At 53.3% G+C, this 23343-nt stretch carries 20 protein-coding genes; 6 read left to right on the plus strand and 14 right to left on the minus strand.

Annotation, left to right across the window (positions count from 1 at the left end; genetic code table 11):
* Positions 1-67 precede the first annotated feature (67 nt).
* Positions 68-547, plus strand: a complete 480-nt coding sequence (locus tag NKF25_RS12725) for a TRAP transporter small permease subunit (RefSeq protein ID WP_253227042.1) — start codon at positions 68-70, stop codon at positions 545-547.
* The gene (locus NKF25_RS12730) at positions 540-1841 is read left to right on the plus strand and encodes a TRAP transporter large permease (protein WP_253227043.1); all 1302 of its coding nucleotides are present in this window, start codon (positions 540-542) and stop codon (positions 1839-1841) included. Before NKF25_RS12725 ends, NKF25_RS12730 begins: the two co-directional genes overlap by 8 nt.
* Positions 1842-1913: 72 nt before the next feature.
* Here the strand turns inward: NKF25_RS12730 and NKF25_RS12735 are convergent, their stop codons facing one another.
* A complete protein-coding gene (locus NKF25_RS12735; protein ID WP_253227044.1) occupies positions 1914-2228 on the minus strand; it encodes a hypothetical protein in 315 nt (104 codons plus the stop codon).
* Positions 2229-2237: 9 nt separating this feature from the next.
* On the opposite strand from NKF25_RS12735, the gene NKF25_RS12740 reads away from it, so the two are divergent.
* Positions 2238-2672, plus strand: coding sequence for a universal stress protein (locus NKF25_RS12740; RefSeq protein ID WP_253227045.1), 435 nt, complete (start codon positions 2238-2240; stop codon positions 2670-2672).
* Positions 2673-2951: 279 nt separating this feature from the next.
* On the opposite strand, the gene NKF25_RS12745 is transcribed toward NKF25_RS12740, so the two are convergent.
* From NKF25_RS12745 to trkA, 8 genes are all read right to left on the minus strand, one after another.
* Positions 2952-3899, minus strand: a complete 948-nt coding sequence (locus tag NKF25_RS12745) for a 3-hydroxyacyl-CoA dehydrogenase NAD-binding domain-containing protein (protein ID WP_253227046.1) — start codon at positions 3897-3899, stop codon at positions 2952-2954.
* Positions 3896-4426 carry an amino acid-binding protein gene (locus NKF25_RS12750; protein ID WP_253227047.1) on the minus strand — a complete coding sequence of 177 codons (531 nt, stop codon included), beginning with the start codon at positions 4424-4426 and terminating at the stop codon, positions 3896-3898. The genes NKF25_RS12745 and NKF25_RS12750 overlap by 4 nt, the downstream gene beginning before the upstream one ends.
* Before the next feature lie 146 nt (positions 4427-4572).
* Entirely contained in the window at positions 4573-5307 is a 735-nt protein-coding gene (locus NKF25_RS12755) for a type I 3-dehydroquinate dehydratase (RefSeq protein WP_253227048.1), read from the minus strand.
* A gap of 97 nt (positions 5308-5404) precedes the next feature.
* Positions 5405-6118, minus strand: coding sequence for a type I 3-dehydroquinate dehydratase (locus NKF25_RS12760; RefSeq protein WP_256490525.1), 714 nt, complete (start codon positions 6116-6118; stop codon positions 5405-5407).
* A 406-nt stretch (positions 6119-6524) separates the two neighbouring features.
* Complete coding sequence (locus NKF25_RS12765; protein WP_253227050.1) at positions 6525-7034, minus strand: SRPBCC domain-containing protein; 510 nt, start codon at positions 7032-7034, stop codon at positions 6525-6527.
* Entirely contained in the window at positions 7031-7369 is a 339-nt protein-coding gene (locus NKF25_RS12770; protein ID WP_253227051.1) for a metalloregulator ArsR/SmtB family transcription factor, read from the minus strand. Before NKF25_RS12770 ends, NKF25_RS12765 begins: the two co-directional genes overlap by 4 nt.
* Before the next feature lie 712 nt (positions 7370-8081).
* Positions 8082-9611, minus strand: coding sequence for a TrkH family potassium uptake protein (locus NKF25_RS12775; protein WP_253227052.1), 1530 nt, complete (start codon positions 9609-9611; stop codon positions 8082-8084).
* Positions 9612-9630: 19 nt separating this feature from the next.
* Positions 9631-10974, minus strand: a complete 1344-nt coding sequence (trkA, locus tag NKF25_RS12780; RefSeq protein WP_253227053.1) for a Trk system potassium transporter TrkA — start codon at positions 10972-10974, stop codon at positions 9631-9633.
* A 1563-nt stretch (positions 10975-12537) separates the two neighbouring features.
* Between trkA and NKF25_RS12785 the strand changes: the two genes are divergently transcribed.
* On the plus strand, positions 12538-12804 hold the full coding sequence (locus NKF25_RS12785; RefSeq protein ID WP_253227054.1) for a hypothetical protein: 267 nt from the start codon (positions 12538-12540) through the stop codon (positions 12802-12804).
* A 26-nt stretch (positions 12805-12830) separates the two neighbouring features.
* Here NKF25_RS12785 and NKF25_RS24230 read toward each other — a convergent pair whose 3' ends face one another.
* From NKF25_RS24230 to NKF25_RS12800, 4 genes are all read right to left on the minus strand, one after another.
* Positions 12831-12959 carry a hypothetical protein gene (locus NKF25_RS24230; RefSeq protein ID WP_256487703.1) on the minus strand — a complete coding sequence of 43 codons (129 nt, stop codon included), beginning with the start codon at positions 12957-12959 and terminating at the stop codon, positions 12831-12833.
* 387 nt (positions 12960-13346) lie between these two features.
* A complete protein-coding gene (locus tag NKF25_RS12790) occupies positions 13347-14360 on the minus strand; it encodes a zinc-binding dehydrogenase (protein WP_253227055.1) in 1014 nt (337 codons plus the stop codon).
* A gap of 2259 nt (positions 14361-16619) precedes the next feature.
* A complete protein-coding gene (locus tag NKF25_RS12795; RefSeq protein ID WP_253227056.1) occupies positions 16620-17279 on the minus strand; it encodes a helix-turn-helix domain-containing protein in 660 nt (219 codons plus the stop codon).
* 239 nt (positions 17280-17518) lie between these two features.
* The gene (locus NKF25_RS12800) at positions 17519-19897 is read right to left on the minus strand and encodes a bacterio-opsin activator domain-containing protein (RefSeq protein WP_253227057.1); all 2379 of its coding nucleotides are present in this window, start codon (positions 19895-19897) and stop codon (positions 17519-17521) included.
* 896 nt (positions 19898-20793) lie between these two features.
* On the opposite strand from NKF25_RS12800, the gene NKF25_RS12805 reads away from it, so the two are divergent.
* Entirely contained in the window at positions 20794-21432 is a 639-nt protein-coding gene (locus NKF25_RS12805) for a helix-turn-helix domain-containing protein (RefSeq protein ID WP_253227058.1), read from the plus strand.
* A gap of 76 nt (positions 21433-21508) precedes the next feature.
* On the opposite strand, the gene NKF25_RS12810 is transcribed toward NKF25_RS12805, so the two are convergent.
* Positions 21509-22144, minus strand: coding sequence for a helix-turn-helix domain-containing protein (locus NKF25_RS12810; RefSeq protein WP_253227059.1), 636 nt, complete (start codon positions 22142-22144; stop codon positions 21509-21511).
* A 261-nt stretch (positions 22145-22405) separates the two neighbouring features.
* On the opposite strand from NKF25_RS12810, the gene NKF25_RS12815 reads away from it, so the two are divergent.
* Positions 22406-23053 carry a helix-turn-helix domain-containing protein gene (locus tag NKF25_RS12815; protein ID WP_253227060.1) on the plus strand — a complete coding sequence of 216 codons (648 nt, stop codon included), beginning with the start codon at positions 22406-22408 and terminating at the stop codon, positions 23051-23053.
* The last annotated feature ends 290 nt before the right edge of the window (positions 23054-23343 follow it).

Genomic DNA, 23343 nt, shown 5'->3' on the forward strand with positions numbered 1-23343 from the left:
AGGCATCTATCCTGATCATTCAACGAAGAACCAAAATGTTTTTAGTGAACGGGCGGGGTTTCCCACTATGGCGCAGAACTGGTTAGACCGGATCACCACCTCATTAGGGGTGGTCTTACTAAATGTAATGCTGGTAGTAGGACTCCTTCAGGTGGTCAGTCGCTACATTACTTTCCCCATCGACCTCAACTGGACCTACGTAGTCGCGAGAACTGTCTTGGCAATAATGACGATTATCGCACTTCCATATCTATTCCAGAACGAGGCGGACATCTCGTTCCTCCCCGTTCTAAAACGTGTCATCACCAGGACCGACCAGGTGTTGTTCGTCCGGAACATCCTTATGGCGTTCTTCTCCGCCACGCTCGTGTTGTCCGCGTATCGAGCGACCGGGGTCTCCGGGGACACCGCGCTTCCGATGATTGAGTGGTTCAAGGTCGGCTGGGCGTACGACCTAATCGCGCTGAGTGCCGCCTGTCTCCTCATCGTGGTACTTCTCGATACGCGTACGCGCGTTGCCGAATTCTTGGGGGAGGCCAATGCCTGAGATACTCCTGCTCGTCGCGTTCATCGCCATTCTCATGGCGCTATACGCCGTTGGCGTGCCAGCAGCCTACTCGCTCGGTCTGACTGTCCTCCTCATCATGTTGTTGCCGATTGGCCCGCCTCTGAATCTCGTCGTGATCACGCAACGGTTCTGGGCTGGGATGACTTCGTGGGTCCTCCTCGCCGTTCCGTTCTTCCTCATGGCCGGGCGAATCATGAACATTACCGGAATCACCGACGACATGTTTAATTTCGCCACCGAACTAGTCGGTCCCCTTCCCGGTGGTCTCGCGCAGGTCAACGTCTTCGTTAGTCTGATCTTCTCCGGAATGAGCGGCTCTGCCGTCGCAGACGCTGCAGGTATTGGGAGTGTCGAATACGAGGCGATGACGTCGAATGGCTACGACGGTGATGACGCCGTCGGCATCACCGGCGCATCCGCAATTATCGGACCGATCATCCCGCCAAGCATCCCCGTCGTCGTCTACGCCGTACTCGCGCAACGATCGATCGGGACGCTCTTCGTCGCCGGTATCGTCCCGGGTCTTCTCATGGCCCTCGCGATGGCAGTTACGGCATTCTACCTCGCAAAGCGCGACGGATGGCCGAAGGAAGACAGCCACGACCTCTCGAACCTATTCGAGTCCTTTCTTCGGGCCTTGCCCGGGCTTATCACGCCGCTCATAATCGTCGGCGGGATCCTCGGCGGCGTGTTCACTGCGACGGAAGCCGCGTTGATCGCCGTCGTGTATGCGATACTCCTCGGTGTGTTTTACTATCGCTCGATCGGGCTGACCGACCTGATAGAGGTCAGTAAGAACACGTTCGAGGACACCGCGAGCATCGTCGTCATCTTCGGCTTCGCGAACCTCTACGCGTATTGGTTAACGCTCGCTGGTATCCCTGACTTGATCGGACAGATTCTCGTTGGAATCTCTGCAAGTCCCCCCGTGACGATGCTAATCCTCACTTTCATTTTGTTGATCCTGGGGACGTTCATGGAGGGCACGGCAGTTCTCCTGATCATGGTTCCAATGCTGGTTCCACTCTATCCCACGCTGGGCATCAACGCAGTCCAGTTCGGAATCGTCATGGTAGTCGCCCTCATGTACGGACTTATCACGCCACCCTTCGGCCTGATTCTCTTCGTACTGGAGCGCGTTACTGACGAGTCCCTCGACGATGTCATGCGGTCGATGCTCCCCTACTATCTACCACTGGCGCTCGTCCTCCTCCTGATCATCCTCGTTCCGCCATTAACGCTGGCGGTTCCCCGGGCGTTCGGGCTTTTCTGAGGGACCCGGACTCACCCGTCTTCTCACTGTCCACTATTCGTAGCCTTATCTCGGCGATACTACCGTAACGGGTCAGACGACGATTTCTGTCTTTAGGATCGGGACAACGATCGAGAGGACGGGAATGGATACGAGCGTCGTCGTGACCCTGTTTACCGAGACGTGCTCAGGCAGGGCTACACCACGGACAGCCGTATCACTCGCGAACTCCACGGCGAAAATGACTGGTGGTACAGCAATCGGCATCGCGGTGAGCAAAATAAATACCCAAGCGACTGGTACGTTCCCCAACCCGAGCGCAAGCGCGACGGCGAGACCGATGGGGGAAGCCAACGGGACCGCAGGAACCCACCCGTAGTCACCAACAACTAATAGTGGTGGCTCCATATGGAATCTATGGTCATCGTTGCAGCCATCGACCGTACGGAACGAGCGACAGATGTACTCGCGCAAGCCACTATCCTGGCAGAGAAGTTCGAAGAGGAACTCCACGTCCTGCACGTGATGAAGCGCTCAGAGGCCATCGAAATCGAAGAGGACGGTGCAAATACTGACGAAGCAGTCAGCACGGCCGAGTTGCGAGAGCAAGCCGCACAGCCAGCAAAATCACTCGTGGATACGAACCCAACGGGGGTCGAAACGACGACTGTTGGCCGCATTGGTGATCCGGCGAACGAGATCGTTGAGTACGCGGACGACCTGCAGGCACGTTACGTGGTGATCAGTCCACGACAACGTTCACAGACGGGGAAGTTACTTTTCGGAAGCGTCGCACAAACCGTTCTGCTAAACGCCTCCTGCCCCGTCGTCTCGCTCGCCGACCGATCCTAATACCGCACCGTAGTATGACGAATGTCGGGAGAAATCTACCCTGAGATGGGACGTGGGCAGCCACGACTTTCAGTCGATAGAGCAAGTCGAGACGCAGTATTCGGCGGGAGTAATTACTGTCGTTGAGATCGATGATTAGCTTTTCTGAAACTGGCGTCTATCTCAGCTATTCACGTTAAAATATCTATAGAAACATCTATGGAAGATATTTCCTTCCGTTGGTATAGTAGTTTTGAAATCAGGCTGCGAAAGGAGAATGAGCAGTATGGGACTAGGCCGTCACTCCAAACGACGGATGTCGGCCATGATGGAGACTGCCGTTGCCGATCCGCCGGCACCGTGACCCGAGACACTCAGCAGTCCAGCGTTCTCGGTTGCGAGTTGGACGATGTTCTCGGTACCAGAAACGACGAGTGGGGATTGTTGTGGGATGATCCGTGGTCCGACGCGAATTTCGTCGTCCACGATTTCGCCAACGAGACGGACCGTCCGCCCGTCGGCATTTGCGAGCGACAGCGCACTGCCGGAAGTCCCGACGATTCCGTCAACGGACGCGTCATCGAGCGTGTATTCACGCTCCCCTTGCGCGAGTACGTTCGCGGCGATCACGCACTTGAGTGCGGTATCCGTTCCTTCGACATCGAAAGACGGGTCGGCCTCCGCAACGCCGAGGTCTTGTGCTTCTACGAGCACGTGCTCGTAATCGAGTCCCTCGGCCGCCATCCTCGAGAGGATGAAATTTGCAGTCCCGTTCAGGACACCGCGAAGGGCAGTCACGTGTTCGGGTCCGTAGTCCTCGATTGTTGAAATAACTGGCATCGCCCCTCCGACTGTCGCCTCGAAACGGAGTTCACCTTCGCTCTCCCGTTCAAGCGCCCGAACATCTGCGTATCGTTGTGCGACGGGTCCTTTGTTCGCAAGCACGACGTCCCGGTCTCGTTCAAATGCCGCCCGAATGTGGTCGTAGGCAGGTTGCGCGGTATCGAGCGTCGTGGGAGTCGCTTCAACGAGGACATCGTACTCGCTCGACAGCGCGTCTTCGACGGAATCTATTCCGATATCGTTCGTGTCTCGCTTTTGTGAGAGGGTAGCCTCGACATCGATCCCGTCCGGGTTGACCGACGCACTCGTCGAGTCAGTCAACGCGGTCACGGTGTGACCGTAGTTAGCGGCCATTTCCGCGACTGATGTACCCACGGTGCCTGCACCGATGATCGCGAGTTTCATGCAAATCCACCCGAAAGCGGTTCGATGACGCGGATGTCCTTTTCCGAGGCAATCTCTCGAACCCTTGAGAGGGTGTGCTCCGTCTTGCCCTCTTCGATACCGAGACGGAGTCGCCCACTCGAAATATCGTCGGACCCTTGCGGTGCGGACAACTCGAAATCGGCGATCGTTACGTTCGTGGTATCGCGAATTCGTGTTAGCGTATCAGAAAGTCCGGTGTCGACGAGGTCACCTGAGAGCAGTACGGTTAATGACTCGCTGTATCGCTCCGTTCCCGCCTGAATGACGTTGATTCCCTCTTCGCGGAGTTTGTCAACGATCGTCTCGTACCGCTTCGGCGTCGCTTCGAGGTCTATTTCCACGGGAATGTGGCCACGAGGTGTAATATGCCCTCGTTCGTGATATATCGACAGTAGGTTCCCACCGTTCGCACCGATTGGATGGAGTGCTCGAAGCAACTCTCCGGGTTCGTCGACCAATTCGAGGCGAATCGTGTAGGCGTTCGCCTCGCTTTGTGGTTCGTTCATGTGTAATTCATCCTCCGATAGAGGTTGGTGCACTCTCTCATTGTGAATCACTCACCAGATGCAGTCATATGAATCCCGGCGGTTTGCGTGTAACTGTTCGGGCCAGTGTTGCGGGAATTTGTCAAAGAAGCGAATTTAGGATGGAATTATGCGAACGTCTCTCGCTCAACGAGCTTCTCGCTCAACGATTCGAGTTCGTCGATGTCCTCGCTCGCCGTCTGGAGGATCTCAACGAGCACGGACAGTTTCTTCAGTGGGATCTGTCCTGGAGCGTACTCGTTGGTATCCGAAGCGAGGGGTGCATATCCAAGTTTCGAGCCATAGAGCGGTGCAACGGCGCGGCTGTGACTCCCAATACCGCCCATTGAGATCCCTGCTACGTTCATCCCGTCGTTCGTCGCCGTATTGATGGCCTTCAGAAGACGGAGTACGTCATCGTTGTTCTGCGGATAGGTTGCAACTTTGGCGACATCTCCGTATTGCGCACACTGTTCAAAGATTGCGTTGAGCACGTTTTGCTCCGGTGTCTCGTTGAAGTCGTGGTGAGAAATGATGAGATTGACGTTGTTCTCTCTGAATTCATTGAGAATCCATCCCATCGCACGGGCAGTCTCCAACTCGATATCCACGAGTTCGACTGCGTCGAAGCGAGACGCCGCCGCGAGACGATCGAGTCGTCCAGTGTCGTTCGCTTCGCCGCCGAACCATTTCGTGCGGTTCGTCGCAATTATCGGGAGTGAGCCGTCGTAATCACGAAGTTGACCAATCGGGTCTTGTGCGCTGTCCATCCGGAATTCGAGGACGTCCGCTGCCTCACGCGCCTCCGGTTCTCGTGTGAGGTCGTTTGTTGTTGCAGCCAGTGCGAAGCCATCCAGTTTCATGCGGTAGTGTCTCTCAATCCAAGGTATAAATCTTCGCCGGACAAAATCAATACTCCTTATACATACTAGAGGAGATCCTGGCCCGTCGATCGTACGCTCACTCGGAGACTGCTGGGAAGTTGTCCTTGAGAACGTCCATTAATTCTACGTCATCGCCACCGTGCGCTACCGACTCGATTAGGGAAGCTAATTCTTCCAGCACGATTTGACCCGGTTCGGCTATCTTCTCGTCAAGTGGGGCGTATCCGATCCGAGAGCCATAGAATGGCCCGATGATCCGGGTATGTAGACCTGCTTCACCCATTGCAACCCCGATGATATCAACACCATTCTCGTTAGCCCCGTGAATTACTTGGAGAACATCTAATGCGTCACTTCTAGATTCGGCGAAAACAGAGAATTTAGCGAAATCACCAATTGCACTGCACTCATCTATGATCTGATTGAGCTCCCCAATATTCGGTGTCTTATACTCGTTGTGATAGGAAACGATCGTTTGTGTCTCGATTCCTGAAGCCATCTGCTTGTTCTCTTTCGCGTCTGAAAGGTCAATGTCCACGATTTTGACTGGGTCAAGCTGTGACGCTTGAACTAACGCATCGATGCGATCGACACTATCAATCTCGGTATCTCTCGGTTTCGGATGGTTGGTAACAATGAGTGGCAACTCCCCCTCGTATTCCTGTAATGCGGTAAGTGGATCTTCAACTGAGGACATCGGAAACTCGACATAGTCACCGCACGAACGTGCTCGCGACTCCTGAGACAGAGTAGAGGTGATCGCCGCGAGTGTAAAGTCATCGATCGACATAGGAAAATATAGTTCTTAAAGGCACAAAAGTGTATTCGTGACCCTGGACGGGTTATACGGATACTGGCAATAACCAAGCCGGAGAATCGTTTCTGTTAGATTCCGAGATGGTTCAGAACTCCAGTGTGAAGATACCTTACGCAGATTCTCTGCGATAAGTCAGAACAGAGTATATGTAACCCAGATTGAACAAATCGTGTGATGGAAATCATCGAACAAGACTGTGGAAGACTAGTTATGCGATGTTCGTTTCTTCTGAGATAGAGATTGGTCTCCAATTGTTGACGCATTTGTAATCACTATCACTTTTCATTTCTATAATATTAATATGAATTTAAAATATGTGGTGTAGTTCTGTATGACATGATACGTGGAAGCGAGGCCCCCACGGTATCCTCGATACGATCTATGCGCTACCCTCCTCAACGACGTCCGCGAGGTTTCCAAGCGAATCATTCCATCCTTCGTTGGCGTCCTGGGGCGGGATGTTCTCGGGGATGCCTGCCTGGTGAGCAGTGACTTCGGTCCCACCGGCGATTTTCTTGAAGGTGACTGTGGTCGTCATCTCGCCGGCCATTCCCGGGTCGTTGGACTCGAATTCCTCGGTGTAGACGATCCGCTCGCCAGGGGACAGTTCCTCGTACGTCCCGTGGAACGTGTGGGCGTATGGCTCCAACTCCTTGATGTCAGCAGTGAACGACATGCGGAAGGTGCCGCCCTCCGTGGCGTTAAACTCGTGAACTTCGCAGGAGAAGCCCTCTGGCGGGAGCCACGCGGCGAGTTCGTCGGCATCGACGAAGGCTTCATAGACTCTCTCTGGTGTGGCCTCGATCACGCGGTTGACGGTAATACTTCGATCTTCATCTTTGGTGGCCTCTTCCCGTGATTCTCTTCCGTCATCAGTGTTGTCTCTCATTGGTCTTCTTGCTCCAGATGGTCGGCCAACGCGTCGAAGCGGTCCTCCCAGAGCACGCGGTACCGGGTTAGCCATCCAAAGGCTTCACTCAGCGGCGCGGCATCAAGGTGACATCGTCGAACCCGACCGTCCTTCTCGATATCAAGCAAGCCCGCATCTTCCAACACATGCAAGTGCTTGGAGACTGCCGCCAACGAGACGTCGTGTGGTTCGGCGAGATCGCCGACGCTTTCGGGGCCATCGGCGAGTTGTTCGAGGATCTCTCGGCGAATCGGATGGGCTAATGCCTTGAAAATCGCGTCGAGTTCCTGGTCGTTCAGCTGTTGTTCAACCATCCAGTTGAATGTTCGGCATATACGATATTAAACCTATAGGTTAAACAAATTGCCTTCGACGATTCGGGCGGAGAGAGCGTATCTCGACAACAATAAGAACAATTACGCTCTCTCTATACAGGATGGAGCGTATCTTCTACCAGCTAAATCCATAAGCGAAAGTGAACACACCCGGGGACCGCCAACGAAATCTGTGCGCAGTTCATAGGGAAGGGATCACGCCTGAGCAATGGCAAGTATATATCCCAAAAAATCAGCCGCCATCCGCTCACTACGAAGTGCACCAATAGTTTCCTTGATCGCATCACGATGTTCGTCAGAAATTCGTTAAAGTCATCACGTCGCTGTGAAATGATACTCTCTAGCCCGGTTCTGTCTCGATAGTAAGTACCGTTTCTTTGGGCAGGTGTTCTAGTTCAGCAGCACGAAACATATGCATCGGTGGGCCTGTTGAATCTCTGTCGAACGCATTTAGTAACTCAGTATCGTAGTCACCGGTTCGGACAAGCCACGGAAGTAGCTCCGTTTCGACCTCTTCTGTTGGTAACTGACAGGGTCCTGCTGGTCATTTGTGGTCTGCGTGGAGAAATAATCTCATCGCCTATAGATATATCGTCTGTCATATGTCCGATTATGTTTCAATTCATCACATACGAGAGCGAATTTATTTCGCATTTATCCGCTGCTGTTCTCTTCAGAAGGCTAAATCGAGTTAAGACCGCCAGTACGCCGGTGTCAGCAAAACCAACACTGGTAAAATCTCCAGCCGACCGATCCACATCAGGAAGACCATGAACAACTTCGTCGTCGCTGGAAACGGTAAGTAATTGTTCATCGGGCCGATGATGTCAAAGCCGGGTCCGACATTCCCAAGTGTGGAGGCGACTGCACTCATCGCTTCTGTTGTGTTCATCTGGAGTCCGACACGAGTGCTATCGAGGAACACAAGCAGGGTAGCGCCGAAGAAAAGGAGGAGATACAATAAGGTGAATGTATAGATGCCCCGGACAGCACGTTCGTCCAGTGCTTGACCATTGAGCCTAACAGGTCGGATCGCCTCAGGGTGAATGGTCGTGAACAGTTCTCGCTTGAGCAACTTCAGGACAACCAACCACCGTACGATCTTGATAGCTCCCCCAGTCGATCCAGCCGAACCACCGATGAACATCGCCGCAAGCAGGAGATACTGGGCGGAGCTTCCCCATGTATTGAAGTCCATACTCGCGTAACCTGTGGTCGTGACGATAGAGACCAGTTGAAATGTACTGTGACGGAGGGATGATTCGAAGTTCCCGATGATTGGGGCGACCAATGGATCATTTGAGAACCCGATTCCAGTAAATAGAAGAATAGTCAATAGTGCCGATAAGGCACCGAGAACACCGAGATAGAACCTGAACTCGTTGTCTTCGATAAAGATCTTAGGTTCGCCGTTCAGTGCATGCCAGTACAGAGCGAAGTTCGTCCCTGCCGCTATCATGAACGGAATGATAAGCCACTGCACTGCGGCGGAAAAGAACTCAATACTCCGGGCTGCAGGGGAGAATCCACCTGTTGCCATGGTTGTAAAACCATGCGCAACAGCCTGATAGAGAGTCATGTTCGGTGCGAGGCCTATGAGATGAAGGCCGTATAAAAGAAACACTTCCAATGCGGTGATACCCAAATACGCCTTCCAGAGTGCGCTGGCAGTCTCGGCGATACGAGGCGTGAGCTTCTGGATACCGGGTCCGGGGGCTTCGGCATCCATCAATTGCGCGCCACCAACCGAAAGCTCAGGTAGGATGGCGACTGCTAACACCACGATGCCCATCCCGCCGAGCCACTGAGTCAGTTGACGCCACATGAGCAATGCCCGCGAGTGACTCTCAAAGCCAATCGATCCCATTACGGTTGCTCCAGTTGTCGTGAACCCGCTCATCGATTCAAATAAGGCATTCACTGGGTGAGCAACTGTTCCTTCTCCAGCGATGACGTACGGAAGTGCACCGACGACAGAAACTGCGAGCCACGTCAATGCAACCATCAGAAATCCCTCGCGAGCACCCAAATCGGGATCGTCGTCCAGTTGTTCGAGGGCCCACCCAACCGCAATTGCAATCACAATCGTTGCGAGAAATGTCGTGGTACCTTCTCCGTAGAATATCGCGAGTGCCAGCGGGAACAGCAACGCTACTGCTAGCCATTTGACAACCGTTCCGACGAGGCTACAGCTTGATCGCCAGTCTACTCGAAGATTCATCGGTGGTTTTCTACGTAGCTCATAGTTGACTGCTGACGGCATTCAGTGCACTTCGTTCCACGAACGCGACTACATGGTCTCCTGGCTCGATTACGGTATCGCCTCGAGGAACCACGAATCGCCCGTCGCGCGTAATAGCTCCAATGACGAATCCATCCGGTAAATCCATGACCGCGTCACGGATTGGTCTGTCAGCGAGAACACTTTCATGGCTGACCTCGATTTCGAGCACTTCCGCCTTATCATCCTCAATGAGTGCCACGTTTTCAGTGTGGAGTTCGCGGGTGAATCGCGTGATTTCCTCGGCAGTCACTTCTCGGGGGTGAATCGCTACGTTCACTCCAACGGTTTCGAAAAGGCTGACGTATTCGGTGGTTTCGACGACTGCGACGGTTCGTCGCACGCCGAGTTGGTTAGCGAGAACGGATACTAGTAGATTTCTCTCGTCATTGTCCAACGTGGCGACTACGGCATCGGCCTCGTCAATGTGTTCGCGGGTGAGAAACTCGATATCAGTCGGATCACTCTCCATGACAACTGTGCCAGGTAATTGCTCGGCAAGCTCACGCGCCCGTTCGGGGTCTTGCTCGATAAGCCGCGGGTGAAGGCCTCGATTTTCGAGCAGTCGAGCGGTATGATAGCCGATTTCACTCCCACCGATTATCACGAGATCTTCATTTTTCGACGGTGTTTCGCTCGGCGCGATTTCTCGGGCAAATTCCTGTACACTTTCAGGAACACCGATGACAATCACCTTGTCGCCCGATTGGATGCGTGTTTCCCCGCGGGGTATCTCGACGTCACCATTTCGAAGGATGGCCGCAAATGTTAGCGAGTCAAACCGGTCAGCCTCACTAATGGTCTGATCAGTGATTGGGCTTCCTTTATCGATTGCAAACTCGGCCATTTGAACACTCCCATCGGCGAAGGGGTTCACGTCGCGGGCTGCTGGAAGGCTAACGACCCGGACGATGTCTTCGGCAGTGAGCAAGTTCGAACAAACCATGAAATCGACACCGAACGCCTGCTGTTCGACAGAATATTGCCATGTTTTGAGGTAATCAACATTCTTGACCCGTGCGATGGTGAATGCGTCATTGACGGTTTTTGCTGTGCCGCAGGTCACCAAATTCGTCTCATCGTCGTCAGTGCTGGCGATAATCATGTCTGCAGTATCGATGCCTGCATCTCGAAGTACCGAGAGCGATGCCCCATCGCCCTCAATGGCAAGAACGTCAAGAGAGTAGGTCAGTGCCTCTACCTGCTCGGAGTCGGTATCTACCACAACAATCTCGTGGGTGTCCGAGAGGCTCCTTGCAATGGATGATCCAACTTCACCTGCACCGACGATGATAATACGCATCCAGAACCTCCTTGATCATTCTTGGTGAGTCTTGCATTCCTGCCATTATGGTCATTTCCTTTCTTGGATGTAATATTCGGTTCCCCTTCTTTTTCTGCGAACCGCATGATCGTCGCTGCATAAGTAAACCTAGACCATGTCTGTGAAGTGCGCGCTCGAGAAGTCAAGACAAGGTTGAGTAGAATTGCGTGTTAGAAGTGATACGCGGTATTAAATCCATGAGCGGAAGTGAAACTCCCACGGGATGTCACCTCGATCGATGCGCGCCGATGTGGAATCGTTTCCAACCGCTTCTCGACTCGCTGGTCACGCTCGCCGAATTCGTAGTACCGTCACGCGTGAACGAATCAACCGTCATCGCGCTGTCGACAGCGGTCCATTCGTTCCCCCATTGCCAGATCGGATCGATCAGAGCGCTCGCTCCACTTCCTGTAAACCGAAGAGAAGAAACCGTTCGTGGGAAGGCATGGTTCGGACGGTCATCCGATGTGGCGTGACGAAACGCATCGCTTCCCCGTCGAAACTGCCAGATCGAACGTGGTTGCTCGACGTATCTTCGCCTCGTAGGTCTGATTCCAGACCGGATGATATGTTCGGAAATCTCGTCGTCGGCTGCCCGTGAAGACGAGGACGGACCCGCGAGAAGCGGTCAGACGGAACTAGTCGATTGCTGTTAGTTCGGCGCAGCTGACTGAAAATAGTCACATTTCAGGGTCACCGGCGTTCTACCGACTACCGTGACGGCTACGGTCGACCGATGGAGCCACGTAAACCGTTCTGTACCGAGAACGGCGATCGATTCGACCACTGAACGAATTAAAGAGAGAGCATTCACGAGTCGATACCGAGCCATCTGACCGGGAAACGGTGCGAAGTCAATATGATGATAATCCCCCTTATCCACCATCGGAGCCAGCCTCCACATAGGAGACGTGGTCTTATGACAGATCGAGCATCCCAGGACGACCAGACCCTCCCTCGTGTGAGTCGACGTTCCTTCGTCGGCGGATCGATGGCAGTGACCGGACTCGGCTTGCCCGTGTTTCGGTAGGGATCGGTGTTCGACCGATTGGACGAGTTCGTCGGTGGTCAGGCCGACCTAGGACAGATACAAAGGACAACTGCACAGCCATTCGCACAGGCGTTTCTTCTAGATACGAACGGGAATCGGAGATTCGAGAACAGAATGGAGTACGCCGCCGACCCCAGCGGAGGGGGTAGGGACGACGTATTCACATCACGTCGCGAGGCCGACCGACGAGCGATTACGTCTGTCAGACGATGGCCGCCAGAGGGGTCGACCTCGGTGCCGTCTCATCGACGATGAGGGTTCGGTTTGACTATTTCATCGGGTTTGCGGAACGGACCGCAAAGCCACACGAGGTATTGTTGCACCTTCAGCATACGGACGGAACGGCCCACATCGTACAACGGGCGTTCGCGCAGGACGTTTCCCCCGGACGATGGTTGGCGAACGACGTTTCGTCCACACTCCGGCGTGGTGAGTGGCGAGAGACCGCCGTGCGACCCGTGTCTCCGGACCTGGATGTTTTCGAGGCGCCCATGGTTGGTGCGAACATCAGAGAAGTGGCCTCCGGGCTCGATGCACTGAGAGCCATCGACCCATTTGAAGACTTGTTCGACCGGTTCGACTCCAAGACGAAACTCATGGGGGTCAGCATCGGCCACGGTCGAGCGAGCATCGCCGAAGTGGATCCGGGGGACGCCGACGGTGTGACGGCCCAGCGAGCGGCACTCGTCTACGGCGGTTTCACCGGCGAGCAGCAGCCCGCGCAGTTCGTCGCAAACCCGATTCGCGTTGGTTCGTGACACGAATGACCACCTCCACCGTCGTCTCACGGCGTTCCCGTCGCCGCGTCGTCGGTCTCCGATAGCGTCGGGCACTCGGTGACGCCGAGGTAGTCTCGGAATGTTCGCAGATCCGTGGGATTGCGGTCGACCGATACGTCATCATTTTCCGTCATCGGGTTGCCGAACTGCAGCGATCGATACTAGTCCGCTCCATCGGAGGGACCGAAAGCGGATCCGTGACCGTCTTCTACCGGATTAATTCAATGATATGAGCTTTCGCTACTCCATAACTGCTACTGACGCCGGTAAACTGGAGCTACTTGTAATTACTATTTGGGCTGAATTGAGCAGATCACATGCATTGAACGCACCACTCTTATCATCTACGACGCTCATTTTGTCCACCCATCGAATAGTCCCTGCCCGAACACGACCTCCTCGCCGAAACGGACGAGGGACGCAAGCCACAGTCCGGGCGACGCGAACCAAACGAGCTATGTCTCCCTCTTCTTGTCTGACTCATTGCGATCTTGGAGCTGGCGACTACGCACACAGTTCGATCACGGGAGGACGAGAATCTTTCCGAAAACGTCCCGGTTTTGCATGTCCGCGAACGCTCGGTCGGTTTCGGAGAGGTCGTACGTACTATCGATCACCGGTTCGAACGCACCATCAGCGAGCAACTGAACGAGCGTTTCCAGATCTCCCTGTGTTCCCAACGTGCACCCGATGATATGTTTGTGTCCCAAAAACAGCTCTGGGATATCTATCTCCGATCGGTTGCCGGTGTGGCGACCACAGATCACCATCCGCCCGCCGCGTTTGAGCGCATCCAAACCCATCTCGGTGTACTCACCGCCGAGGTGATTGAGCACCGCATCGGGGGCACCGATCTCGGCAACCGCGTCCCCGATGGTTTCCGGATCGTCAGCTTGGATGGTGTAATCGGCCCCGATTTCGGCGAGACGGTCGACTTTTCGCTGGGATGTCGAGGTGCCGATCGACCGCGCACCCATGACGTCGATGAGTTGGATTGCTGCGACACCGACGCCACCGGTCGCACCGGGGACGAGAACGAGGTCCCCCGGACCCACATCAGCGCGGCGGAGCATCTGTAGCGTCGTCATGTACGCAGTAGGGAGGGCAGCGGCGGCGGTCGTTCCGACGTTTTCCGGGAGAGGGATAAGTCGGTCCGCGTGCACGACAGCCCTCTCGGCGAGACCGCCGTGGAACAGGCTGAACTGCTCACACAGGATTTCGGGACCCTCCCGGCAGAATTGACACGAATCGCACGTTTGATTCGGACACAACACGACGCGGTCGCCGGGCGAAACCGACTCAACGCCAGACCCGACCTCATCGACGACGCCAGCGACGTCGAGTCCTGAAACAAACGGCATGGCCTCCGAGTCCACTACCACGGATCCGCCCTCGAGTATCCAGAGATCGTGGTAGTTGATCGCGCACGCGTCTACCTCGATTACTGCCTCCCCATCCCCGGATTCGGGATTGCTCCTCTCTTGTATCGCCACGTCTTCCGGTCCGCCGGATCCAGTGAACACCGCGACATTCATGTTAACACATAGCATTCAATACAGCTTAAGAATTCTCCTCGCATTAGTATGATACAACCCACGTCCGCGTACACGCGGAGATTGTGGATTGACGGAATCGATGGCTTCATTTCATCTACCCGGAATTGAACTCCTTGGTTCTCGATGAAGGGGACCTACTTGACCAGCCCTTGATTCCATTCAGTGGGTTGGCCCCTTCGGTACGCGGATGACGTCGTACTCTGCGTTCTCCGGGTCTGAAATTCCGTATCGGCCGTTCACCGCGTAGAGAGCACTCTCAAACTCCGCGATCGTCGTCGGCACATCGAAATCCGGATCGGTGATCCGAACCGGAACCGGCCAACGTGGCTCTCTCGGTGCACTCTGTCGATATCCGCGCACTGATTGTCGTCTCGTTCGCCGTCGGTACCGTCGCAATCGTATACATGTCATCGATGGAGGCGACGCACGGATTGGCTTCGGAACGTTCGTGATCTCAGTAGTGCCGTCGATGAGTCCGAACCACGTGGCCTCAGAGTCTGTCGGTCCACCCGTAAGAGCTGTGTCCCGCGTGGCCGCTATCGCAAAGAGTACAGAGAGACTCTGGCGTCGGCTGGTTGGTGGGTCCAAATCAACCTGTTATTTAAACTATAACCGAGGTAGAACTATCCCGGTTCTCCTCTCACAATCTATGTGCGGTTCGTGGTGCGCACTGCGCGTACCGAGAATTTGTGGGTTCGTGACTGATTCACTGAGCATCTTTCGCGCCGCCAGTCTTATTGTCTTAGCGTGTCTGTTGTACATCGGATCGAGAGATTGCACACTGTGCGTCCACTGCCCAATGCGGTAGTGGTATTCCAGCAGTGGCCTATCATTCGTGTAGGCAATTGTCTTCACACGGGGCGCATCACAGAGTCTATACTTGCTCCGCGCCACACTATGACCGACCACTACACCGACAAACAACGCGACTTGTTCAGCGATCCCGAGACAGGGCCACAAACGAGAGCAGAACTTAACGATGCACTGGGTGTCCTTCTCACGAAGGCTTATACCAACGGCGTTGACCCTGGTGATGATGCGTACGAAATCCGTCACACTCAACCTGAAATCTCAGACTGGGAAGTCCATATCACACGGACGACGAAGAAGAAGCTGTGAATCGGTAGATAGATACTCAATATTCAGCACGGTATTTTTGATAGCCGCTGGGGAGACACTGAGTCGATCAGCCCAGTAATGGCGTGACATCCACAAGGTACGAGCAGTGAAATTCATATTCCGGATGTTAATTCGTTGAGTAATAATGCCATCGCTGGGAAATAGGCGATTCCTCTGCTTACGGGCAGTGAAACCAATAGATCTACGCTCAGTAGATAGTAATACAAATCACCCGATAACTGTGCTTCACTCGAGATTGAGTGTCCACGTCTGCTTGGTGCAAAATGTGGGTGTATGGGTCACCGTATCATTGTAAGCAAGGTTGGCTGATATTTAGTGCATATGCGCCAGTGCAACCACCCCGGGATCCTCCACTTGTTCTATGCAAAGGTCGTAGTCCATGTTGAGCACCTACTGTCAATGGAATCCGAAGTTCTACTTGCGGATGCGATGGCTTATATGGTCTTCTGGAGACCTGTCGAAGACTCCTGGATTAGGGTATCTTAAATAACAAAACAGACGATCGAATATTCGTCGGTCACTGATCTGCTCCGGCCGTCTCTGTACGTGACGAATTGGCTCCGAGCGATTCGAGATGACGAAGCAGCGACCTCAATGATGACTGGTCATTGCCGAATGTAGCTATGATCGGAAGGAGGAACGTTCAATTCGTCATATATGAATTCGAGATTGCAACTAGCTCTCTAACCCGTACCGACCTTTTTCGACCCATTCGTTCTTTTTCCACCCGCAGTGAGGACACTCTGTCTGCTGCGAATCAAACTCCTGATCGCAGTTCTGACAGAGAGTCGTGTCGGGTGATGTGCTCTCCGAGAGACGCGGTTGAGAATTTTCCGTCCCTGTCGGTCGACGGGATTGAATAGGGCATCTCAATGTGTGCCCAACATCAGGTTGAAGCAACGATAAGTGACCATCAATTATTTGCTATAGACAAATTCTTCATAAATTCCGAGATATGCCGTCGCAAATCGCTGACATCCAACGCTCTGTGCTAGTGAAACGGACCATGGTCATTCATCTAAGGTTTGGTATTGAGCAAGAAAACTGGATGAGAGTGCATGTTCAGTTGCTCGTTAAGCAACTGGCTGGCCATACCCTTCACCCAATTAGTTTGGTTGTTTCAGTGGAGAACGCAATTCCCGCCACAACGGCATTTGTCGCACGTCGTAATCGCTGGGACACTGCCTGCTCACTCACTTTGAAATATTCTGCGAGTTCGGTCAGAGTACACTCACGTGGAACGTCATAGTAGCCTAACTCGTACGCCAAGACCAGTGTTTCCCATTGAGTCGATGTCAGTTGGTCCTGGATCGACGGGACATGCGGGTTATAGATACTCTTGATATCGACTGTTATCCCCTCTTCAACGCAGTACTGGTTGAATTGGCTCAATTGTTCGTGACTCGGAAACCGCAACCGGAACTCCCACTGGTTCCCAACACTCTGGCCTTCCAGAATCACACCCTGGGTGCCTAGCAATGCGTCGATGACGCCATCGACTTCACTGGTCCAGGTGACTTGATACAGGTACCGATCCTCCACAGTCGTGAGTAGTTCGACCGATTCGACGATTCGCTGGGCTTCGAGCACGGATTCGATGTGTGCTGCCGATCCGTCGGTCACCCAGAAGAACGGGAGAATCCGATCATCAAGCGGCACTAAGCGCTCGAGTTCGATATGCATATCGGGGTGTTCTGTGAGTAGACGTCCTAGTGGGAACGAATCACCCGGTAGCGTAACATCTGCAACAGTGGTCATGGATGTGGAACCTCCGTACTGTAACGCGCGAGCATCGTGTAAACCGGATCTAACTCCAGTTGGTCAACTCCGTTTTCTCTGGCCATTGCACTCATCGTCTCGCTGCTCCCCTCCTGACGACTGGCGTTTCCGGGGGCAGATCTCGATTTCATACTTAAAAAAAGGGGATAGCAGGGGATAGGTCCTGTTTCAACACCCGTTGACCAATGAAGCCTTTATCACCACAGTTGTTGTCTCGGCTACACTGACGAAGGGAGATTCTCGGTGAAGATCCTTGAAAGCAACTTGCGTTCTGCTTGGCGGAGGTGATTGTTGAACGTCGATTGCGTGATGTTGAGGGATTTTGCGACTTCCTCGCCAGTCCGGTCCCGTGGCCACTCGAAGTAGCCGTTCAGATAGGCCGTCTGTAGAACTTCACGCTGTCGGTCAGTAAGGTCCTCTGTTAATATGATTTCGTCCGTCTGAGCAGATTGGTCGCCCCGTTGTGTGTCCCGTCGCGCCCTCAGTTCGATGTTGGGATAGGCATGCTCCAACCGATCGATAAACGTTCCGACAGTCGTTGACCGGGAGAGTTCAATAACGATCGAGATGTCGGCATCCGTCATCTGTATCGTTTTGATGGCTGCACCAAGTTTCGTGAGCGTCGACGGAACCGTCTTGCCGGCCACAAGCAATTCAAATCGGCTCTCCTTGTTTTCCTCGTCGGGATCGTCGAGACAGGAAACGTGTTCGATTTGAGCGAGTTTCCCAGCAGCAGCTTCGAACATCGCGGCGGTAACGCCGTCTACCGTGATGAAGATACGTGTTCTGCCGTCTTGTTGCGGTACAGCGCCCCAGACAGTAAAGTCGCCTCCCGTTTGCGTAGCGAGACGGGCAAGTGGACTATCCGCATCGTGGATGGTCAACTCGAGTTCGACGACGCTGTCGGTGAGCAATGCCTGTCTGGTCTCGACTGCGTTGATCGCGTTTGCAATTGTGTTACCAAGTTCTGCCATGACGTCTCGAGAGAGTGGGTCGAACGCCTCCGATTCGGAAGCATATACTGTTAGGATCCCGTACTGTATCCCGTCGTACTGGATTGGGATACTGATCACCGACTGGAAACCATGGGCGAGAGCAGCTTTGCGCCATGGTTCATCCCGGAAACCCTCAGCGACGTTTTGGACAAGTGTGACAGTCCTTGTGACAGCAGTCGCAATGGCCGGATCTCCGTTCTCGACATCAGTACTCAACGTTATATCGTCGAGATATCCCGGTTCGGTACCGACCCAGGTTTGGGGAGCGAGTACCTCGCCACCGACGTGGCCGATCCAAGCAAAGGTGAAGCGGTCATCACGGGTCAAACGGTTACAGACAGCCTGTTCAATCTCCTCGGTCGTTCGCGCCTGAACAAGCACTTGGTCGATGCCGCGAATGATGTCGTTCACCCGACTGAGGTCTTCGAGGCGGCGGTTTTGCGTGGTTAAGATATTCTTCTGCTCGCGGATGGACTTTTCACGCTCAATTCGATCAAGTGTGGCCTCTCCAGTCGCCACTAGTTGGTCCAGAACTGTCTGTGTCGGTTCCGCCAGCTCATCGGTTTTCTCTGAAATGATAGCAATCACACCGTGGTCACCGAGTGGAATCCAGGCCCCGGTTTGAAAGGACGAGTCAGTATGGTTCACGTTGAGGGAGTTGACCACTCCCTCGTGAGCGATCGTCTCATTGTTGACGAACGTCTGCCATGCCATCGATGATTCATCTGGCCTGAATGTTGGCAACTCATCAAGTATCTCTTCTAACTGTTCAGTGGCTGCCACTGGCTGGAGCGTGTTGTCGGTGTCGTCGAACAAGTAGATAACAGCGCTATCGATGTCGAGGACATTAGTTATCGCATCGATGATTCGGTGACTCGCCTCGAGTTTCGATGTTGCCTGGGTGAGGTCGCGGCTCGTGTCATGCAGAAGCGTTAGTGACCGCTCTAACTGCTTGCCCTTGGTGATATTCAGTGCAGCACAGGTTATCCCCACTACCTCTCCAGAGTCATCGCGGATAGGCTCAACCGTGAGGTCGTAGGTTACCAACCCACTCGGTAACTCGTAGGTACATTCCTCACGGACACTTTTACCGGTCTCCAGGGCGGTCCGTTTCGGTTTCAGGATTATCTCTGCCGCCTCTGGTGGTAATAGTTCGTCGTCACGTAACCCGATCACGGCCTCTGCATCGAAGTCCGGATGAGGGTTGCCGACCCACGTGTACCGAAGGTCTGTGTCCAAGCGAAATGCAGTAAACGGTGAGTTCTCTAGAGCCACTTGAAAGAGTTCTTTTTCGGCCCGGAGCTCTTGTTCCAGACGCTTGCGCTCGATCGAGTCACTGGACGTGGATGTGGTCTCAGCTGTGGCGTCACGCTCGCGTTCACGAAGCGGAACCCACCACACCCGTGCACGAGCACCCGTTTTCTTCGTTTTCAGTTCACCGTATTCGACGAGTTTCTCCAGTCGTTTGTAGACCGTTCGTCTCGCACAGTCAAGTGAGTCGGCAACTTCCGGTGTCGTGAGCGGTTCAGCTGGATCATCACGTTGTTCGAAGATGGCCAACGTTTCAATGTAGACTTCCCCCAATGGCCCCGACGATGGCATACCCTCTATACGAGGGTGGCAGGTATAGCGGTTCCGTCAATGGCACTTCCGCTGTTTCGCAAAAAGAGAATCACACCGTTCACAACGACAGTATTCACATCCTCAGCTAGGCGAGCCAGAAGCAGACGTAATGACGATTGCACTGATAGTGGCCGAGTCCCGAGAGACACCAAAAAGAATGTCTTGAGAAAACTCGGCTTCTTTGTGAACCCAGAAACCTCCAATTCATGAAGTAGCAGCGGAAGGGATTAGCGAATTCGTCTACAATCACTCCGAGCGTCATAGAGTGATATTTCCACTCTCGTCTTCGAGGATGCAGGACTTCGGTGGACTAGTGAAGCCCACCTTCACATATCAACACCGTAACTTTGGCGATACAGATGTGAACAAGAGATATGGCGACTACTGTCCAACAAACCGATGAGTTCTTCGACGTGCTCTCTCACCCGTACCGTCGAGCTATTCTCCAGGTGTTATTGGCTTCAGGGCCACCGTTGACGGTCACAGACCTCGCCAAAAAAATCCAAACGAACAGTCCTTCCGAGCAGACGACTGGTGCCGAACAACTGGACCAACTGCGAATAAAATTGCATCACGTTCATCTTCCTCGAATGGCTGATGCAGGTGTCCTCACCTATAATCCCAACCAAAACCGGATCCCCGCATGCGATTTGGAGTGGACACTCTCCGAAGCAAATAGAGACCTGATTCACTCACTACTTCAAAACTCACCATCTGTTTCACAGGATACTTCTCATCTTGATTAATCAATAATTGTGGAATATATCTCTGAACAGTCAATTTATGAACGAATCCTTCGGCAGTAAAGGCACCTTGATTGATGAAGGTCACCGTTATCCCTTATTCCTGCATATTTTCCCCTAAGAGATTTGATCATGTCGACGATTGCTGATATCACATTGCCCGGCAACTCATTTCCACTCGGACAATTACTGACAGATAACCCAAAAATTCATATCGAAATCGAACGGCTCGTCCCGCTTGGTGACCGGGTCCTGCCTTTCTTCTGGGTGAATGATAGTTCGCCGGAGATCCGGTCAACTCTCGAGAATCAATCTATCGTCGAATCAGTCGAGCACCTCAGTACCGTTGACGATCGAGATCTCTACCAAGTAACGTGGTCGGATGTCGTTAACGGGGTCATCGACGCCCTGATCGACACCAATGCTGCGATTCTCGAAGGCCAAGGACTGGCAGGGCAATGGGAACTCCGACTTCGCTTTCCGGATCACGACCACCTGCAACAATTCTCGCGGATTTGTGAGGAGAACGATATTGAAGTCACTCTTAATAGTATTTACAATCCACACGTTCCCAATGTTGAGGAACAACTCACACAGACTCAACGGCAGACACTTGCAATGGCGTACGAACTTGGATACTTTACTGTTCCCCGCGAGAGTACACTCACTGAACTCGCTGACCACTTCGATATCAGCGAGCAGGCAGCCTCACAACGAATTCGACGAGCAATCAACGTCGTTATCCGGCATCTCGTGTTCGATGAATCATAACTCGACTCTGACTGAGTCAGAGTCGAACCTGGAGTATCTGTCATGAGCGCAGCATCAATCGAGGATTCAAGCCCCACTAGTCAACCATAGTATCGAAGATAAGCGAATTGAGCCCCCGACGCAATCGTTGTGAATAGGCACTATCACTAATCCCGAACTCCGATGATAGCTTCGCCAATGAAGTTGAGCGCGGCACGTCGAAATAGCCGTGTTCGTACGCCGTGATAATTGCCTCGTGCTGTTCAGAGGACATCGGAGTTCCTTTCTCCGGATAATGCGGGTTGTAGAGCCGCCGGAGCATCACCGGAATGCCGCGTTCTTCACAGCGCTCGCGAAAGTCAGACAGTGCTTCATGGCTCGGGAACTGCAGTCGGAAGTCCCATCCTTCCCCGATGCTTTCTCCCTCGAGCATTCGGGCTTGAGTCTCGATCAGAAGTTGGATGATTCCATCGACTTCCGAACTCCAGTGGACTTCATACAAATCGCGCTTCCCATCGGTCGTAAGATATCGTACTTCTTCGGTGAGTGATGATTGCTCGAGTGTGTAAATTATCTCGTCTTGATTGCCGTCAGATACCCAGAAAAGTGGGATAATCTCATCGCGCAGTGGAATGAGTTGTTCCAGTTCAATGTGGATGCTAGGAAGCTCTTCGAGTAACTGGCCAAGTTCGAATGAATTCGCGGGGACTGTGATATCGACAATTGGAATCATTAAGCGTCACCAATGGTTTAATCAGGATCGGCTGAGATGGCTGCATGCGCTGTCGCGGGCATCATCGTCTTCTAATACTTCCTATGTTCTCACACCGTATAGATATACCCTTCATATCTAAACCCCCATGAACCAGCTAAGATGATTTCTCCCCTTTTTGTGATCTATGTGTAGTTGTTTCGTAACGAAATTTCGAATCCTTCGCTAACGAAGGCAGAACATATATCTCTATGACCCGTACCTTTAGATACGAAGTCCACCATGGCAACTGTCGTCGATCTCACGCTGCCCGGAGAATCTTTTCCGTTAGGTCGCCTCCTCAAAGAGCACCCTGACATACAAATCGAGTTGGAACGGTTAGTGCCACTCGATAATCGGATTCTCCCGTTCTTCTGGGTGACTAACGGATCGGCAGAGCACATCGAATCCGTGCTCGAAGCCCAGCGAATCGTCGAATCGGTCGAACTACTCACGACAGTGGAGGATCGGTACCTGTATCAAGTCACCTGGACCAGTGAAGTCGACGGCGTCATCGACGCACTACTGGCCACTCAAGGCGTTATCCTCGAAGGCCAGAGTGTTGGTAGGCTGTGGGAGATCCGGTTGCGGTTTCCGAGTCACGAACAGTTGCGGAAGTTCAACCAGTGCTGCGTTGGAGCGGGGATCACGGTCGATGTCAAGAGTGTGTATAATCCCCACGTCCCGTCGATCCAGGATCAACTGACGACGACTCAATGGGAAACACTGGTCTTGGCGTACGAATGGGGATATTTCGCCGTTCCTCGTGAATGCACTCTGACCGAACTCGCGGAGTATTTCGAGGTGAGTAAACAGGCGGTGTCCCAACGATTACGCCGTGCCACCAATACTGTTATCAAAAGCATCGCGTTCTCCTCTTCTCCCGATTGACGATGTAACCAAAGTATAAAAGATAGCATCTACTTACCTTCATCACCGAAGGCTAGTATTAATTAGGACCTATACGTAGGTCAATTGGGACCAATGTCATCTGACGAGCGACCAGACGACGAAGGGAGATCAGATCTTTCAGAAGATTTCCAAACTCAAGCGGGGGAAACTGACATTGTCAAAACCATTGTTCAGTCAGTTTCTACTGCAAAGAACACCGACCCCGACGAACTCCCACCGCTCTATCATTCGTTGGATGCTGAAGCACTCACCGACCTTTGGCGCTCCAG

Origin of the sequence: Haladaptatus sp. AB643 (genome assembly GCF_024136975.1) — an archaeon.
Classification (GTDB): domain Archaea; phylum Halobacteriota; class Halobacteria; order Halobacteriales; family Haladaptataceae; genus Haladaptatus.